Genomic DNA, 15,363 nt, shown 5'->3' with positions numbered 1-15,363 from the left:
TGGGAGATTTTATGACTGCATTGCTACGGAGTTCTTATTTTAATTGACTATATATGCGCACATGGGAAAGTGCGGCGGGCGAAGCCGCCGCACGCGCGGAACAGGCATTTTACCAACAATGGCGGATTGAAGCGGAGTTTGCGGATAAAAACGAAGTTGCGCGCCTGCAACCCTATTTGGCAGAAACCGTGCACCATGCGGTTTTACTACCCGATGCTTACCGGGTAAGTGATCCTTATGCTTTATCCCGTTCACTGGCCGATATCCTGGTTGGGCGCGGTGCGGAAATTTTATGTGAAGAAGTGTTGGCACTGGAAAGCAGCGGTAGCGGCCTGCTGGTCACAACTTCGACCACGGTTCATCATTCCGATAAAGCGGTATTGTGCGGCGGCGCGCACAGTGCGGATTTACTCAAACCGCTGGGTGCCAACATTCCTTTAATGGCCGAACGTGGTTACCACCTGACCTTGCCCCGGCAACAATTTCTGTTGAACGGACCGGTCTGCTCTGCAGAGCGTAATGTGTTTCTCAATCCGTTGGATTGTGGTTTACGGATTTCCGGGTTCAGCGAACTGGGCGGCCACCGTTTACCGGCCTATCCGCAACGTTATACGGTGCTACGCCATCATCTGCATGCTTTACTACCGCAAAGCGACAGCAGCCATGCATCAGAATGGATGGGGATGCGCCCTACTTTGCCGGATTCGTTGCCCGTTATCGACCTCTACCCAGGCATTCCCGCTCTGGGGTTGGCATTCGGACACCAGCATCTGGGCCTGACTTTAGCCGCCAGAACGGCGGAACTAATGGCCGACAAATTATCGGGAGCGGAGCCGACTCCTGAAACTGCAGCCTGCCGGCTTTCACGTTTCAATTAATCCGCAGCAAAACAACCATCCGGCTGAAAATCTAACAATTTAACCGCTACAAGGAGTATCGCCATGAGGAAAGGCATCACCCGAGTACAGTTCTTTATGCTGTCGTTCTTTCTATTCTCCATGTTTTTGGGGGCAGGCAATATTATTTTCGCACCGCCACTCGGACAGGCTGCGGGCACACATACCTGGATTGCGATGTCGGGCTTTTTGATCACCGGTGTCGGTCTGGTACTGGCAGCCATATACGCTTTGTCGATAGCAGGCGAAAAAATCGATCTTCTGGCAGGGCGGGTAGACAAACGTTTCGCCGTTTTTTATTCCGTTTTATTGTTTCTGTGTTTGGGGCCCTTATTCGTGATTCCGCGTACCGCCGCGGTTGTATTCGAAGTTTCTGTTAATCCCCTGCTGCCCGACAGCCTGAAACAGTCCTTCTGGTCTCTATTGTTGTTTTCCCTGTTTTTCATCGGCAGCACGATATATCTATCCCTTGAACCCAGCAAATTCGTAGCACGCATCGGCCGCATCATCACACCGACGTTCATTATTTTGCTCGGCATTATCGTTATCAAATCGCTGGCTACTCCCATTGGCGCATTCGGCGAACCCACCGGCGATTACGTCGAGCACGCTTTCGGCAGAGGGTTCACCCAAGGTTACAATACCATGGATGTACTGGCGGCCTTCGTATTCGGTAAAATCTTTCTGGATGCCGCCCGTCTGGCCGGCGTACAATCGGAAAAAATGCCTTCGTTCTTTATCAAAGCTGGGCTGTTTACCATGATCGCATTGGCATTGGTACAGATCAGCTTGGCCGCTATGGGTGCATCCAGCGTTAGCGCCATCGGCATCTCCAAAAACGGCGGGGAAGCTTTGCCCCAAATCGTATATCTGTTATTGGGGCAGACTGGTGTTATCATGCTGGCCTGCGTGGTGTTTCTGACCGGTTGGACGACTGCAATCGCCTGTCTGGCCTCGGTAGCGGAATATTTTTCACGCCAGTTTCCTCAATTCAACTATCGAGGATGGGTGATTATTTTCGGCCTCATCAGCCTTTTGATTACCAATTTCGGTTTGAATACCATTTTAACCATGGCGCTGCCGGGCTTGTATTTTCTCTATCCGGTTTCCATTACCTTGATGATTTTGATCTTTTTAAACCGTTTTTTTGATGGCCGCCAGGCGGTTTACGTAGGAGCGGTAGCGGCTGCCGGATTGATGAGAGTTTTGGACGGACTGAAGTCGGTGAATTTACTGCCTGCCGCAGCAGATGCTTTTTTAAGCGCCTATATTCCGTTCTACAGCAGCGGCATGGGATGGATTATGCTGGCCGTCAGCGGCGGCATCATTGGCTGGTGTTATTTCAAATTGACGGGGCAAGGCAGCCGCAGGTTTGAAAACAGCCCTGTCAGTTGATTTTCCAACGCCCGAAACCGCTTATATCAAAGCCGCCCCGACAACCGATTTGTCACCGTAAAAGGGCGGCTTTACAATACTTTATTTTACGATTTCCCGATTATTGATTATGGACAACACCACTGAAACTTCTTGCGGCATATTGGCAAACAAACTCAAAACCTTACGCAGACAAAGGCAATTGACCTTGCAGGCGCTGAGCGAGCGCAGCGGCATTTCCACTGCTACCCTTTCCAAAATCGAAAACGGCCGCCTCTCGCCTACTTATGAAAAAATCATTGCTCTGGCAAAAGGCTTGGAAGTGGAAATATCGGCACTGTTCGGTGATGAAGTCCAGCAGCCCTCAGGTGGCCGCCGTAGCGTGGTGCGCAGTGGCGGCGGTGTTCCCTACCATTCTGCTCAATATGCTTACGAATTGCTGCACACCGATTTGAACCACAAACGCTTCACGCCCATGTTGGCAGTCTTAAAAGCACATGAACGAAGCGAATTTCCCCGCCTGCACCATCATGAAGGCGAAGAGTTTTTCTACGTACTCTCCGGCAGAGTAACGCTCTATACCGAATACTATACCCCGGTTACGCTTGATCCCGGCGATTCCTGTTATTTGGACAGCAGTATGGGGCATGCGTGTATCTCCGCTTCCGAGCAAGATGCTCACATCTTATGGATCTCTTACACCGTTTCGTTTGCCACAGATCACACTGATATCGGCTGAAAACACGGAATATAACAAATAAACAAATTATTCAATACAATCCCGCCATGGCCTATTCAGAAGACTTCAAACAACCCGTACTCAAAAACTCCGTCAAGGGTGGACGATTCGCAGAACGGCAAAAGAATTCGGTATCGCCACCTTTACCATCATGCTTTGGATACGTCCCAAACAGCCCCTTCGAAACAACGGAAAAACCGCAAAATCAGCGCCCAAATATTGCTCGAGTATGCCGTAGGCGGATATTTTGCAAAAGCTCATGCATTCGCACGTCAATACTTGAGCACATTTAAGTTATTTATGAAATAATAACAATGACGACAATGCCTGTCTGAAATATTCAGGTAGGCTATTCACATAACGATACAAGGAAAACGTAATGAGAAACTTATTATTCCCCGCTGTTTTGCTGTTCGCATCTCTCAATACTTACGCTTTCGAGCGCGACCGTTTGGAGCGCGCCTGCGTAATCGAACAAAGCTCTTTACTGAAAGAGCGCAACGGCACGCCTTCTTGCGAACAACTCAACCGTCTGAATAAACAGAAATCCGCGAAACGTAACGCCCAAAGCGCCCGCGCGGAGAAATCGATAAAAGCCTCTAAAACCAAGAAAACAGCCAATGGTGCGGGCGCAGGTTATCGCTGGAACCCGAATGAAGGCCGTTATTGCCAACATGATGAAAAAGGCTTTCCCAGCCGGTGTTATTAAATCTTACCGCCGCCAAATGATGGCTGAAAACTTATCTTTGCCATTCAGGATGATCACGTCTTTTTACAAAGGTCTTACCTGTAGGAATTCACCGGGTTGTTTACACCACAGATTGAGAATGAAGCCTGCAAAACCTCAAAAGGCTTATCGCCCTTCAGCCTTTTGTGTGGCTTAACCGTGTTATATAGTGGATTTAAAATAAAACTCCGAGATTGGAGCGCGGACGTCCTTGTCCGCAAAATATCCAGAATCATACATAAAAAGCGGACGAAAACGTCCGCGCTCTACCGGACATTTTATTTGAATCGACTATAAAAATTCACAAAGCGGCTTAATTCTTTTCGCCGGTGTTTCGTGCCTTGAAATGGTATTTTATCGTGCCACATCTCCATCAGGATGCGGATCTCCCGTTCGGCTTTACCGTTGGTCTGCGGTCAGGCGATGCGGGTGAATTTTTGTTCGATATTGTTTTGTGCGCAGGCAACGCCGAGTCGATCACGTCGTGCAACAGAAATTTGGCCGCACTGGCTGCGGCCAAATGGCTTGCCGGTGATGCGGGGTGAGCCGGGTATTTTTATGCATGTTCATATCAGTATTGCCTTTCAACACTGTAAACAACGCGATCAATTCCTACATCTCAGGCATTGAAATAATCAAAACTATTATTTATCCCGCAAATTCAAATAATAACGGTTACCGGTCATACCGGCCAACGCCCGAATCAGCATCTCGAAATGGTCGTCGTTACCGGCAAAATCCATTTCATCGGCATTGGCAATCAAAACCGGGGCGTTCTCGTAATGATGGAAAAAATTGCGGTATTCCTGATTGATGGATTTCAGGTAACCGGCCGGAAACAGATTGATTATGTTGTCGCCGCGCTGTTGCAGGCGTTTTTTGGCGGTTTCGTCGCTGGTTTCCAGATAAATCACCACATCCGGCACCGGAAACTCAGGCATTACTTTATGCTTGATTTGCCAAAACAGATTTTGCTCGTTGCCCGGCTCGCTGCCTTTGAGCACCACCGGCGCGAAGATCTGATCTTTTTCCAGCAAAAAATCGGCAACGATGCGGTTATTGGCTGCTTCTTCGGCATGTATAATCTCCACAGCTTCGGCGCGGCGCATCAGAAAATACAGCTCGGAAGCCAGCCCGTGTTTGGTAACGTTCAGGTAAAACTGTTCGAGAAAAGGATTGCGCTCCGGGCTTTCGGTCAGGTAAAGCGCATCAAAATACTCGGCCAAGCGGCGGCTGACGGCGGATTTGCCGCAACCGATAGAGCCTTCCACCACGATATAGCGATAATCCATGCTGTTTTCCTATTGAATTGAAATCGTCAAAACCGATTTGCGGTTTATTATGAAAGTTTGCGGATGCCATCGTTCCCCAAAGCAGCCGCCAGTTCCGCAGCACGGCCGTAGCCGGGCAGATGATAATCGGGAGCCACTTCGGCCAGCGGCAGCATCACAAAACTGCGTTCGTGCGCACGCGGATGCGGCAGCGTTAAGTGTTCTTCAGATAAAATCCTGCCGTCAAAATCGATGATATCCAAATCCAGCGTACGCGGAGCATTACGGAAACTGCGTTCGCGGCCGAAACGGGATTCTATGCCGTGTAAAGCGGCCAATAAATCGTGCGGCGACAAATCGGTGGCCAGCAGGCAGACGGCGTTAATAAAATCAGGCTGATCGGTATAGCCCACCGGTGCGCTTAAATACAGGGAAGAAGCTTGAAGCAGACGGCAGGCAGGCAGGGCCGCCAGCTCATCCAAAGCAGCCTGTATCTGTTGCGCAGGCTGGCTAAGATTACTGCCCAGTGCGATAACTGCGGTATGTTGCATATTCCAACCACTTAATAAACTTAAAAAAATATTTTCAGACAGGCATTTATCCGATGAATCCATGCCTGTCTGAAAGAATTATTCCGCTGTCGGAGTGACCGGTTTTTTACGCCTAGGTTTGCGGCGGCGTTTTTTCTTGGCCGCTCCGACGGCGTCAGATGATTGATCGGCACGCTGTTGTACCGGTTGACCGGCGGCGGAGGCCATCTCCTGCCGAGTTACTTCGTCGGCATGTTGGAAAACCGTCCACCAATCCGCCAATTCCTGATCAACTTCGCCCAGCTGGGCGCGCAGTACCAGAAAATCATAAGCGGCGCGAAAGCGCTCTTGCGAAAGCAAACGAAACGGGCGGGCGCCGCGCCGGTTGTCGAACTGCGGCTGCAACACCCAGATTTCCCGCATCGTAGCCGCAAAACGCTGCGGCACACCCCAGCCTTTTTCCATGTCTTCGCGCAAATCGCTGATGGCGCCGTTAAGCGCCGCCACGCTGCGTTCGCCGCTTTTCTGGCGTTGCTGCCAGCGGAGGTTAACATCCGGCCACAACACCGCGGCCAATACAAAGCCTACCGAAACCGATTTATCGGCCCGCAAACGCTCGTCGGTATTTTTCAGCGACAGGGTAACGATATTGGGCTGCTTTCCTTTGGCGGCGCGCTGCAAGGCATCGAGCAAAGGATGGATTTCGGCGGCGACACCCAATTTTTCAAACTGCTGCAAACAGCTGCGGGCATGGCCGGAAAACAGCAGCTTCATGATTTCGTCAAACAAACGCGCCACCGGCTCATGGCGCAGGCGTTGAGCACATTCCGCAATCGGTGCCAATGTTTCCTCGGATACCTCAAAGCCCAGCTTGCCCGACAAACGTACCGCGCGCAAAATCCGTACCGGATCTTCTTGGTAGCGCCCGGCGGCATCACCGATCATCACCAGCCTCTTCGCACGAATATCTTCAAAACCGTTATGAAAATCAACCACCTGACGGTGTACTGGATCATAATACAGCGCATTGCAGGTAAAATCGCGGCGCAATGCGTCCTCCTCCATGCTTCCGTACGTATTGTCTTTCATGATGCGGCCGTGTTCGTTTTGCTGCACCTTGCCGGCACCGCGAAAAGTAGTAACTTCTATCGTTTCCGGCCCCACCATCACATGCACAATCTGGAAACGGCGGCCGATAATGCGGCTGCGGCGGAACACTTTGCGCACTTCCTCGGGCGTGGCATTGGTGGCGACATCAAAATCCTTCGGCTCGATACCGAGCAATAAGTCGCGCACCGCACCGCCGACAACATAAGCCTCGTAACCGGCCTGTTGCAAACGGGTAACCACTTTTTCAGCGGCAAAACTCAGCATGCCCGCATCGATGTGGTGATCGCTAAAATGCAGCACCTTTTTTTGCAGTTTTCGCTTTTGAGGCACCATTTTGTGCCACAGTTTTTTTAACATATTATTTTATCTGTTGTATTGCTATTACTTCGGCAGATGCCTGTCTGAAAAAAACACCTGCCGCCGTTTTATGAATTTATATCGTAGATGTGTAAAGGATACAGCCATCGCCTCACCGCCGCTTAAAGAGACGGAAAAACGCCAAAGGTTCCGTAGCGGCCATCACATGAAAGTGCAGCATTATAGCCTTATCGTGCTGTCCAAACAAAATTTATCCGTTATAATACACGCGCGAAAAATAGAAGGAAGATATTCCATCTTACAAGGATATTACTATGTACCACTACCAATCCGAAGCCACCCAGTTCATCAACGATTATCTGGAGAAACATCCCGAAGAAGCCGAACGCCGCCTGAAAAACCGCGGCTTGCTGTGGGATGTCGAACTCAATCCCGAGGACGAAGCCAACTTCGCCGCTGCCAAGCTGCCGAAAAAGCCCTACGCCTACCAGCCTGATTAAACCCTTGTAATGAGTACCGCCGCCACCGCTTTTACGCCTGAGCTGGCCGCTTATTTGCAACGCATCAACGAACCGGAGCACCCTGCTCTTGCCCGTTTGCGTGCAGAAACCGCCGGCCACCGTTTGGGCAAAATGGCGATTGCTCCCGAGCAGGCCGCCACGCTGACTTGGCTTGCGCGGCTGATTGGGGCGCAGCATTATCTCGAAATCGGCGTATTCACCGGTTACAGCAGCACCGCCATGGCATTGGCGCTGCCGGAACACGGGCGCATCACCGCTTGCGACATCAACGCCAGTTTTACCGAACTGGCCCGCGAACATTGGCAAACGGCAGGCGTCGAACACAAAATCAGCCTGCATCTGCAACCCGCCTTGTTCACGCTGGACGAATTAATCGCCGAAGGGAAAAGCGGCTGTTACGACATTGCGCTGATTGATGCCGATAAACCGCCCACCCCGCAATATTACGAACGTTGCCTGCAACTGGTACGCAGCGGCGGCATTATCGCGATTGACAATATACTGCTCGGCGGCCGCGTTATGGCGGCAGCAGAGGAAAACTCGCCGCCCGCCGTTGCCATTTTGCAAGCTTTCAATGACAGCCTGCCTACCGATCCCCGCATCATCCCGCTCACCCTACCGATAGGCGACGGCTTGACTTTGTTGTTAAAAAAATAACACCCGCGGATTTCACCACCCAATGCTTCCCATGAACACACTCTTCCGCCCCGCTTTTTTTCTGTTACCGCTGCTGCTGGCCGCTTGTGCCAGCAATGCGCCACCACAAACGCATACTGCTCCTGCTACTGAAACCGAACAGGAAAAAACGGCAGCTGCATATTCCGCCATTCCCTACCCGAAGCTCGATACACAGGAGCAAATTGACCGCCTCGGTATTCAAATCAGCCGGTTGGAACAACATATCGAAGTATTGAATACCCGCATCCAACAGTTGGAACGCCAGCAACCACCGCACCGCGCGGCACCCGTACGTTCCGTACCGCCGCGCAATCTGCCTCAAGCACAACCGCCGGCGGCCGCCAGCCAGTTTATTCCCAACCGGATACCCGCTCCCGCAGCATTCTCTGCACTTGATCAAGCCAAAACCCAGTTTCGTAACGGTAATTACAAAGCCGTATTGAACACCTTACGCGGCGCCGAATGCGGCGGCGAAGGCAGCGTCGAAGGCAGCGATACCGACCGCCAGAGTATGTATTTGCTCATGCAGAGCCATATGCGGCTGGGTAACTGCGAATCGGCCATCAATATAGGCAACCGTTTGGTTTCCCGCTTCCGCGGCAGCAGCGAAGCACCCGAAGCCATGTTCGGCGTGGCGCAGTGCCAATACCGGATGCAGCAGAAAGATATTGCCCGCGATACTTGGCGCAAACTGATTCAAACTTATCCGGAAAGCAGTGCCGCCAAAAGGGCGGTTGCACAATTGAAAAAATAGCAATATCGGTTTCAGACAGGCATTCATTCACCGTAATGCCTGTCTGAAAACTTTATCACCTTCATTCTACAAAGGATTATTCACATGGCTAAAATCGGCATCATCATGGGCAGCAACAGCGACTGGCCCGTTATGCAACATGCAGCCCAATTTCTGCAAGAATTCGGCGTTGAATACGAAGCACGTGTCGTTTCCGCACACCGTACGCCTGATTTGATGTTTGAATACGCCGAAACCGCACGCGAACGCGGCTTGAAAGCCATCATTGCCGGTGCCGGCGGCGCCGCCCATCTGCCGGGTATGGTTGCCGCCAAAACCACATTACCGGTGTTGGGCGTGCCGGTACCGAGCAAATACCTGCGCGGCGAGGATTCCTTGTTATCCATCGTACAAATGCCCAAAGGCATTCCGGTCGCCACTTTTGCCATCGGCGAAGCCGGTGCTGCCAACGCCGCACTGTTTGCCGTTTCCCTGCTGGCCAATGAAGATGCCGGATTGGCACAGAAACTGGCCGACTTCCGCGATCGCCAGCAACAAACCGTATTGGCGATGGAGTTGCCCGCAGAATAATGGATACCCCGTTTCTGGCGCCGCCTGCGGTTTTTATTCGCAAATTGTTGAATGCCTGTCTGAAAACAGGCGACAGCGTGCTCGACGGTACCGCCGGCAACGGCCACGATACGCTGTTTCTCGCCCAATGCGTGGGGGCTGGCGGCCGGGTGTTCGCCTTCGATATCCAGCAAAGCGCGCTGGACAATACCGCCGCCCGCCTGAAATCAGCCGGTTGTGCCGGGCAGGTTTCGCTGATTCGCGCCGGCCACGAGAGGCTGGCTGATTATGTGGACACCTCCTTGGCCGCAGCAGTGTTCAATTTCGGCTATCTTCCCGGCGGCGACAAACAAGTGACCACCCAAGCCGATACCAGCGTTGCCGCGCTGGCGGCTGCCTGCAAACTGTTACGGCCGGGCGGTTTATTGACAGCCACTCTCTACCCCGGCCATGAAGCAGGCGAAAGAGAAGCAAATGCCGTGGAAACATGGGCATCAACCTTGTCTCAACAAGATGTTCAGGTATTGCGTTACCAGTTCATCAACCAGCGCAACCGGCCGCCCTATTTACTGGTATTCGAAAAATGCCGCTCCGCGCCGGCAACAGGAAATCCGTTATGATGTATTTGATTGTCAAGCATTGCCATATTTTATTGGTCGTCCTCACCTTTTTGCTGTTCAATATCCGCTTCTGGCTGCGTTTTGCCCGCCCCGACGGTGCTTTGCCTAAAGTATTGAAAGTTTTTCCCCATCTTAACGACACCGTGCTGTTGTTTACCGGCCTGTGGCTGATTCATTTAACCGGCTGGATACCGTTTGGCAACGCGCCCTGGCTGGGCGTAAAACTGGTGTTGCTGCTGTGCTATATTTTCGCAGGCGCAAAAGCTTTGCGTGCCGCTGCGCGCAGCAAACAGGCTACAGCCGCTTATATCTTGTCGATGGCCTGCTTCGCCGCCATCGTCGCCCTCGCTTATTTCAAACCGGTATTGTGGTGATATGGAAACCGTTTCGCTGATTTTTATCAATTGGAATTCCGCCGATCTGCTGTTCGCCGCGGCCGATACCTTTCGCCTGACCCGACATCCCTATCGTGTGATTGTGGTCGACAACGGTTCGGCCGATGATTCCTGCGCACGCATCCGAGAGCGCCTGCCCGATGCCCGCCTGATTGAAATGGGCTACAACTCGGGTTTCGCCACCGCGGTGAATGCCGGTTTGCAAGCCGCCGATACCCGTTATGCGCTGATTCTAAACACCGATATCGAATTTCAAAACGACGTACCCGCCCTCTTGCTGCGCGCGCTAAACGATTTCGATGCCGCCCTGGCTTGCCCGCAATTGCGCCGTCCCGACGGTTCTTTGCAAGCGGCGGTGGTGCCCGAGCCTACCCTGCTCACCGAGCTGACCAACCGCAGCGTCGCCCGCCGTTTGCTGGACTATTCCGAAAGCGAGCCTTCTTCGGTTAACAGCATCGTCGGCCCTTGTATGGCGGTCGATATCGAAGAACTTCAATCATTGGGTTTGGGCGGCGGCGGCCAATATTTCGACCAACGTTTTTTCTTCTTTTTCGAAGAAACCGATTTCTGCCGCCGTATCATTGAGGCCGGCGGCCGCATCGTGTACCAGCCGCAAGCGCATCTGATGCATCTGCAAGGCGAAAGCGCCAACCGCCGGCCGGTCGGCGCACGGGTGCAATTTCAGGAATCGCGTTACAAATATTTCTATAAACACGGCGGTGCTGTTCAAGTGGCGGTTTTGTTTGCCGGTACCCTGCTGCGCACTTTGTTTAACGCACTGGCGCAAACCCTCAGCGCTGCTTTGTTTTTTTGGAAATCGCGCAAATATTGGGACAAGGCTTATGTTTACTGGGCTTTGGTGCTGTGGCATCTATTGTTGTGCCGCCCGCGCTGGAGTTTCGACAAACGTTGATTTTTCCACTGTGCCTGTCTGAAAAAATGCCTGTCTGAAAACGGAAAAAAGTTTTCAGACAGGCATTTTGCCGGTTCGAAGTTTTTTACATCCTCATTCTTTTTTCTTGCCCGCCAACCACAAAGCGGCATATTTGTTAAACGCCGATTGCGCCGATAAAACCGACAGCAGCAAACCGTGTTTACCGTCGAGAAAGCCGGCTTTAACCACATACATTTTAAGAAAACTGCCCAGGCCGTGCACCAGTGCGCTGCCTAAACCGGCGGTTTTGCCTTGTGCCGCGCGCTGTTCGGCCCAGATTTTGCTGTATAGATTCTGCTTGTTTAAAAACTGCTCGAGCGTGGCATAGGTATAGTGCAGGCAATCGCCGTCTAATTTGCGCACCGCAGCCCCTGATGGCACCGCTACTTTTTCATGCAGCAAATCATCGCTGTAACGGGCGTACGCCACCGGATAAAGACGAACCACCCAATCGGGATACCAGCCGCAATGGCGGATAAACGCGCCGAAAGTATTGCTTAAGCGGTTGAATTCGAAAACGGTTTTCCCATCGGCCGGTACATCGCTTACCGCGCTGCGGATACTGCGGCTCAATTCGGAGGTTAGCCGCTCGTCGGCATCCAGCCACAACACCCATTCGGTGGCCAAATGGTTGTGCGCACGATTTCGCTGCGGGCCGAAGCCGGGCCAATCGGGATAAACCTGAAATTCGGCGCCGAAACGTTCGGCTATCGCCTGTGTATCGTCGGTGCTGCCCGAATCGATAATCAAAATGTGTGCATCCAAGTCCGCTATGCTTTTCAGACAGGCCTCTAAATTGGCCGCTTCGTTTTTGGTAATCACCGCCACCGTCAAACCCGGGGTTAAATTATTCTGCATGAATACTCCGCATCAAGGTAAAACCGCGATGGATTCGGCGATCTGCTCGAACAGTTTGTCGGCATCGACTTCGGTAATCCACAAAGCATTAGGCGTTTTACCGGTGGTGCCCCACCAATCGACCACACAAGCACCCATGGTCAGTTCGCCCTGCGTTTCCACCGCCACATGGCATTCTCGGCCTTTGAACAGTTCGGGAAACACTGCGTAAGCCACTGCGCACGGATCATGCAAAGGGCCGCCTTCGGTGCCGAACTTTTGGATGTCGTAGCGCTCATAGCTTTGCAGAATGCCGGCCAAACGCGGGCCGTTTGCATTATCCAAGCGGCGCAAAACGTCCATACGCGGCGTGGTTATAGTGGCTTTGTGGGTAACGTCCAGCGGCAAGATGGTAATCGGCGCGCCGCTTTGCAACACGATTTGCGCGGCATGCGGGTCGCAGTAGAAATTGAATTCGGCCGCCGGCGTGATGTTGCCGGCTTCGAAATAATTGCCGCCCATCAATACAATGCGTTTGATGGCGCGTACGCAATCGGGAGCCAGGCTCAAAACCTGTGCAATATTGGTGAGCGGGCCGATGGGGCACAGCACAATGCTGTTATCCTCCGCAGCACGCAAAGTATCAATCAGATAAGTCACCGCATGCCCGGATTTTAACGGGCACTGCGGGTCATGCAGCTCTACGCCGTCTAGGCCGCTGCTGCCGTGCACTTCTTCAGCAGTAACCAATCCGCGCAGTAAAGGCTTATCCGCTCCTGCATAAACCGGGAACTCTTTTTCATTTGCCCAGTCGCAAATGATGCGTGCATTACGAGCGGTCAGATTGATGCCTACATTACCGGCCACAGCGGTGAGCGCCATAAAATCGATCAACTCCCGCTTTGCCAAGCCGTGTGCCATAAGGATGGCAGCCGCATCGTCTTGGCCCGGATCAGTATCAATAATCAGACGGATAGTGTCGGACATCTGTTACTCCTTAATTTCAATGTGTGCAAAGTTGGATTAACGCGAGTGTAACCCACACGGGATAACGATACAATACGCCCTTTTTTCAGACAGGCATACAGAACATGCGGCTGGTATTGGCTCCGATGCAAGGTTTAACCGATGACGTGATGCGCGATTTGCTTACCCGTATCGGCGGGTTCGACGAATGCGTCAGCGAATTCGTACGCATTACCCATACCGTACATTCGCGCCCGACTTGGCTGCGTTATGCGCCCGAAATCGCCAACGGTTGCCGCACCAGCGCCGGCGTACCTTGTACCGTACAGCTGCTGGGCAGCGATGCCGATAATATGGCGGTAAATGCACTTGAGGCCATTAAATTCGGCGTGGATAAAATCGATTTGAACTTCGGCTGCCCCGCGCCCACCGTCAACAAACACCAAGGCGGCGCGATATTGCTGAGGGAGCCGGAGAGAGTGTTTCAAATTGTACGGACCCTGCGCCGCGCACTGCCCGACCATATACCGCTTACCGGCAAGATGCGGCTGGGATTCGAAGACAAAAGCCTCGCACTGGAAAACGCGCAAGCCATTGCAGAAGGCGGTGCCTGCGCCTTAACGGTACATGCCCGCACCAAAGTAGAAGGCTACGAGCCACCCGCCCATTGGATTTGGGTACGCAAAATCGCCGAAGCGGTCAATATTCCGGTTACCGCCAACGGCGACGTATTTACGCTGGAAGACTACCTCGGCATCAAACAGGAAAGCGGATGCGACAGCATCATGATCGGCCGGGGCGCCGTCATCCGGCCCGATCTGGCGCGACAGATCAAACAATACGAACAAGAAGGCTACGCCGAAGCGATGCCGTTTAACGAAATCCTCGAATGGATACGTTTGTTTTACGACTTATGCCTAAGCAAAGAAGGCCACAACAAATATCCCGCCGCCCGCCTCAAGCAGTGGTTGGGAATGATGAAAAAAGCCTATCCGCAGGCCGAAGCATTATTTGCCTGCGTACGGCCCATAAAAGATACACACGACATCCGAGCCGCTTTACATGCCTTTAAAGCCTGAAGCATGAAAATCTTGCGGGAACTAAGAGTCAAAGTACCGCTCCCTCGGATAAGGCACACACATCTGATAATAATCAGAAGATCTATTTTTGATTGTTTAAACCATTAGAAAGCAAAAAAATGACTCGCAACATTGTGGAAATTCAAACTGCCGCAGACTCGGCACTTACCGAACAACTGCAACAGGCAGAATTCTTATTATTTGAGAACGCGGAATCCTTCTCTTTTTCGGATAACTGGTCGGAAACCGACTTTCTTCGCGTTTTCGATGAAAACCAACTGAGCTGGCACGAGCAAACCTTCCCTACCGAAGGCAACTGGATTTACGCCGCCACAGAAGGCAGCACTGCCACCGATGTTCCCGCCAACGATTTGCCCGAAGCAAGCGAAGTCGGTATCGGTGATGGGAGCAGTAAAAGCAATGTCGGCCTCATCAGCGCCGCCGGTATCGGTTTGGCAGTATTAGCAGCCGCAGCAGCAGCGGGCGGCGGCGGTTCCGATGCTTCATCCGATGCTTCAGATTCAATCGATAGCGCCGTAAAAGCCCTTACCGATAACAATGCCACTGCTGTCGACACATCAACCGATACCGCCTCCTCAAATACTTCCGCCAACACCAGTAACACACCAGCCAGTAATACCGCTACAACCACGGCTCAAGACATTGCCACCGGCAGCACGACGGATCGTACCGACAACACGGCAAACAGCTCGAATGATAACAGCCAACCCGTTGCCAACACTGCCGACAACAGCAGTAGCTCAAATACAAATAGCTCTGTTAACAATCAAAATACCGAAACCGCGGCAGATACCGGCAACACAACAAGCTCCTCTACCGGTAGCAATACTGCGCCCACCACCGACAATAGTACTTCTGCCGTTACCGATACGGAAGAAAACAAAACCACTAATACAGCTACAGCAAACAACACTACTTCTTCAAGCACAAGCAGCAGCGCCAATCCACCTGCCAGCAATACCAACACTGCGGCTACAGAAGCAGCCGTAAACAACGATAGCAGCAACACATCCAGTACCACCGCTGCTACCGCAACGGAAAACA

The 15,363-nt window shown here is 52.3% G+C and carries 17 protein-coding genes and 3 pseudogenes; 13 read left to right on the top strand and 7 right to left on the bottom strand.

Annotation, left to right across the window (positions count from 1 at the left end; translation table 11 throughout):
• Window positions 1–53: 53 nt before the first annotated feature.
• The 4 genes from Q4C79_RS11505 to Q4C79_RS11490 all read left to right on the top strand — a co-directional run bounded on the left by Q4C79_RS11505 (window position 54) and on the right by Q4C79_RS11490 (window position 3,718).
• Window positions 54–878, top strand: coding sequence for an FAD-binding oxidoreductase (locus tag Q4C79_RS11505; protein ID WP_303091161.1), 825 nt, complete (start codon window positions 54–56; stop codon window positions 876–878).
• Window positions 879–941: 63 nt separating this feature from the next.
• Window positions 942–2,291: a branched-chain amino acid transport system II carrier protein gene (gene brnQ, locus Q4C79_RS11500; protein WP_303091160.1), complete on the top strand. Its 1,350-nt coding sequence runs from the start codon at window positions 942–944 to the stop codon at window positions 2,289–2,291.
• Window positions 2,292–2,400: 109 nt separating this feature from the next.
• Window positions 2,401–3,009 carry a helix-turn-helix domain-containing protein gene (locus tag Q4C79_RS11495; RefSeq protein WP_303091159.1) on the top strand — a complete coding sequence of 203 codons (609 nt, stop codon included), beginning with the start codon at window positions 2,401–2,403 and terminating at the stop codon, window positions 3,007–3,009.
• 379 nt (window positions 3,010–3,388) lie between these two features.
• The gene (locus tag Q4C79_RS11490; protein ID WP_303091158.1) at window positions 3,389–3,718 is read left to right on the top strand and encodes a hypothetical protein; all 330 of its coding nucleotides are present in this window, start codon (window positions 3,389–3,391) and stop codon (window positions 3,716–3,718) included.
• Between the two features lie 74 nt (window positions 3,719–3,792).
• On the opposite strand, the pseudogene Q4C79_RS13230 reads toward Q4C79_RS11490, so the two are convergent.
• From Q4C79_RS13230 to Q4C79_RS11470, 5 genes and pseudogenes are all read right to left on the bottom strand, one after another.
• A pseudogene (locus Q4C79_RS13230) lies at window positions 3,793–3,903 on the bottom strand (IS481 family transposase); the annotation flags it as partial.
• A gap of 111 nt (window positions 3,904–4,014) precedes the next feature.
• A pseudogene (locus tag Q4C79_RS11485) lies at window positions 4,015–4,206 on the bottom strand (integrase core domain-containing protein); the annotation flags it as partial.
• Between the two features lie 174 nt (window positions 4,207–4,380).
• On the bottom strand, window positions 4,381–5,028 hold the full coding sequence (locus tag Q4C79_RS11480) for a deoxynucleoside kinase (protein WP_303091157.1): 648 nt from the start codon (window positions 5,026–5,028) through the stop codon (window positions 4,381–4,383).
• Window positions 5,029–5,075: 47 nt separating this feature from the next.
• Window positions 5,076–5,558, bottom strand: coding sequence for a 2-amino-4-hydroxy-6-hydroxymethyldihydropteridine diphosphokinase (folK, locus tag Q4C79_RS11475; protein ID WP_303091156.1), 483 nt, complete (start codon window positions 5,556–5,558; stop codon window positions 5,076–5,078).
• A gap of 78 nt (window positions 5,559–5,636) precedes the next feature.
• Window positions 5,637–7,004 (bottom strand): polynucleotide adenylyltransferase PcnB, encoded by a 1,368-nt coding sequence (locus tag Q4C79_RS11470; RefSeq protein WP_303091155.1) that lies wholly within the window; start codon window positions 7,002–7,004, stop codon window positions 5,637–5,639.
• Window positions 7,005–7,279: 275 nt separating this feature from the next.
• On the opposite strand from Q4C79_RS11470, the gene Q4C79_RS11465 reads away from it, so the two are divergent.
• The 7 genes from Q4C79_RS11465 (at window position 7,280) to Q4C79_RS11435 (ending at window position 11,395) form a co-directional block, all read left to right on the top strand.
• Entirely contained in the window at window positions 7,280–7,465 is a 186-nt protein-coding gene (locus Q4C79_RS11465; RefSeq protein ID WP_303091154.1) for a DUF3460 family protein, read from the top strand.
• 9 nt (window positions 7,466–7,474) lie between these two features.
• Window positions 7,475–8,143 carry a class I SAM-dependent methyltransferase gene (locus tag Q4C79_RS11460; protein ID WP_303091153.1) on the top strand — a complete coding sequence of 223 codons (669 nt, stop codon included), beginning with the start codon at window positions 7,475–7,477 and terminating at the stop codon, window positions 8,141–8,143.
• Between the two features lie 31 nt (window positions 8,144–8,174).
• The gene (locus Q4C79_RS11455) at window positions 8,175–8,918 is read left to right on the top strand and encodes a tol-pal system YbgF family protein (protein ID WP_303091152.1); all 744 of its coding nucleotides are present in this window, start codon (window positions 8,175–8,177) and stop codon (window positions 8,916–8,918) included.
• Window positions 8,919–9,002: 84 nt separating this feature from the next.
• Entirely contained in the window at window positions 9,003–9,488 is a 486-nt protein-coding gene (purE, locus tag Q4C79_RS11450; protein WP_303091151.1) for a 5-(carboxyamino)imidazole ribonucleotide mutase, read from the top strand.
• On the top strand, window positions 9,488–10,087 hold the full coding sequence (locus tag Q4C79_RS11445; protein WP_303091150.1) for a class I SAM-dependent methyltransferase: 600 nt from the start codon (window positions 9,488–9,490) through the stop codon (window positions 10,085–10,087). Before purE ends, Q4C79_RS11445 begins: the two co-directional genes overlap by 1 nt.
• Window positions 10,084–10,461, top strand: a complete 378-nt coding sequence (locus Q4C79_RS11440) for a SirB2 family protein (protein WP_303091149.1) — start codon at window positions 10,084–10,086, stop codon at window positions 10,459–10,461. The genes Q4C79_RS11445 and Q4C79_RS11440 overlap by 4 nt, the downstream gene beginning before the upstream one ends.
• A 1-nt stretch (window position 10,462) precedes the next feature.
• Window positions 10,463–11,395 (top strand): glycosyltransferase, encoded by a 933-nt coding sequence (locus tag Q4C79_RS11435; protein WP_303091148.1) that lies wholly within the window; start codon window positions 10,463–10,465, stop codon window positions 11,393–11,395.
• 93 nt (window positions 11,396–11,488) lie between these two features.
• Here the strand turns inward: Q4C79_RS11435 and Q4C79_RS11430 are convergent, their stop codons facing one another.
• Both Q4C79_RS11430 and Q4C79_RS11425 read right to left on the bottom strand, forming a co-directional pair.
• Window positions 11,489–12,274, bottom strand: coding sequence for a glycosyltransferase family 2 protein (locus Q4C79_RS11430; RefSeq protein ID WP_303091147.1), 786 nt, complete (start codon window positions 12,272–12,274; stop codon window positions 11,489–11,491).
• 12 nt (window positions 12,275–12,286) lie between these two features.
• The gene (locus Q4C79_RS11425) at window positions 12,287–13,240 is read right to left on the bottom strand and encodes a nucleoside hydrolase (RefSeq protein ID WP_303091146.1); all 954 of its coding nucleotides are present in this window, start codon (window positions 13,238–13,240) and stop codon (window positions 12,287–12,289) included.
• 104 nt (window positions 13,241–13,344) lie between these two features.
• Here Q4C79_RS11425 and Q4C79_RS11420 point away from each other — a divergent pair, with 104 nt between their 5' ends.
• Complete coding sequence (locus Q4C79_RS11420) at window positions 13,345–14,298, top strand: tRNA-dihydrouridine synthase (protein WP_303091145.1); 954 nt, start codon at window positions 13,345–13,347, stop codon at window positions 14,296–14,298.
• Window positions 14,299–14,417: 119 nt separating this feature from the next.
• Window positions 14,418–15,363, top strand: a pseudogene (locus Q4C79_RS11415) (hypothetical protein); the annotation flags it as partial.

Source organism: Neisseria sp., from assembly GCF_030523955.1.
In the GTDB taxonomy this organism is placed as follows: domain Bacteria; phylum Pseudomonadota; class Gammaproteobacteria; order Burkholderiales; family Neisseriaceae; genus Neisseria.
The sequence above is the reverse complement of the archived record's forward strand: the minus strand, read 5'-3'. Positions and strand labels throughout refer to the sequence as shown.

Excerpts from the sequence above, each read along its gene's own strand:
- Q4C79_RS11420 (WP_303091145.1), top strand. The coding sequence starts at position 13,345 with ATGCGGCTGGTATTGGCTCCGATGCAAGGTTTAACCGATGACGTGATG.
- Q4C79_RS11505 (WP_303091161.1), top strand. The coding sequence starts at position 54 with ATGCGCACATGGGAAAGTGCGGCGGGCGAAGCCGCCGCACGCGCGGAA.
- Q4C79_RS11440 (WP_303091149.1), top strand. The coding sequence starts at position 10,084 with ATGATGTATTTGATTGTCAAGCATTGCCATATTTTATTGGTCGTCCTC.
- Q4C79_RS11490 (WP_303091158.1), top strand. The coding sequence starts at position 3,389 with ATGAGAAACTTATTATTCCCCGCTGTTTTGCTGTTCGCATCTCTCAAT.
- Q4C79_RS11495 (WP_303091159.1), top strand. The coding sequence starts at position 2,401 with ATGGACAACACCACTGAAACTTCTTGCGGCATATTGGCAAACAAACTC.
- brnQ (WP_303091160.1), top strand. The coding sequence starts at position 942 with ATGAGGAAAGGCATCACCCGAGTACAGTTCTTTATGCTGTCGTTCTTT.
- Q4C79_RS11425 (WP_303091146.1), bottom strand. The coding sequence starts at position 13,240 with ATGTCCGACACTATCCGTCTGATTATTGATACTGATCCGGGCCAAGAC.
- Q4C79_RS11470 (WP_303091155.1), bottom strand. The coding sequence starts at position 7,004 with ATGTTAAAAAAACTGTGGCACAAAATGGTGCCTCAAAAGCGAAAACTG.
- Q4C79_RS11445 (WP_303091150.1), top strand. The coding sequence starts at position 9,488 with ATGGATACCCCGTTTCTGGCGCCGCCTGCGGTTTTTATTCGCAAATTG.
- Q4C79_RS11455 (WP_303091152.1), top strand. The coding sequence starts at position 8,175 with ATGAACACACTCTTCCGCCCCGCTTTTTTTCTGTTACCGCTGCTGCTG.
- purE (WP_303091151.1), top strand. The coding sequence starts at position 9,003 with ATGGCTAAAATCGGCATCATCATGGGCAGCAACAGCGACTGGCCCGTT.
- Q4C79_RS11430 (WP_303091147.1), bottom strand. The coding sequence starts at position 12,274 with ATGCAGAATAATTTAACCCCGGGTTTGACGGTGGCGGTGATTACCAAA.
- Q4C79_RS11480 (WP_303091157.1), bottom strand. The coding sequence starts at position 5,028 with ATGGATTATCGCTATATCGTGGTGGAAGGCTCTATCGGTTGCGGCAAA.
- folK (WP_303091156.1), bottom strand. The coding sequence starts at position 5,558 with ATGCAACATACCGCAGTTATCGCACTGGGCAGTAATCTTAGCCAGCCT.
- Q4C79_RS11435 (WP_303091148.1), top strand. The coding sequence starts at position 10,463 with ATGGAAACCGTTTCGCTGATTTTTATCAATTGGAATTCCGCCGATCTG.
- Q4C79_RS11460 (WP_303091153.1), top strand. The coding sequence starts at position 7,475 with ATGAGTACCGCCGCCACCGCTTTTACGCCTGAGCTGGCCGCTTATTTG.
- Q4C79_RS11465 (WP_303091154.1), top strand. The coding sequence starts at position 7,280 with ATGTACCACTACCAATCCGAAGCCACCCAGTTCATCAACGATTATCTG.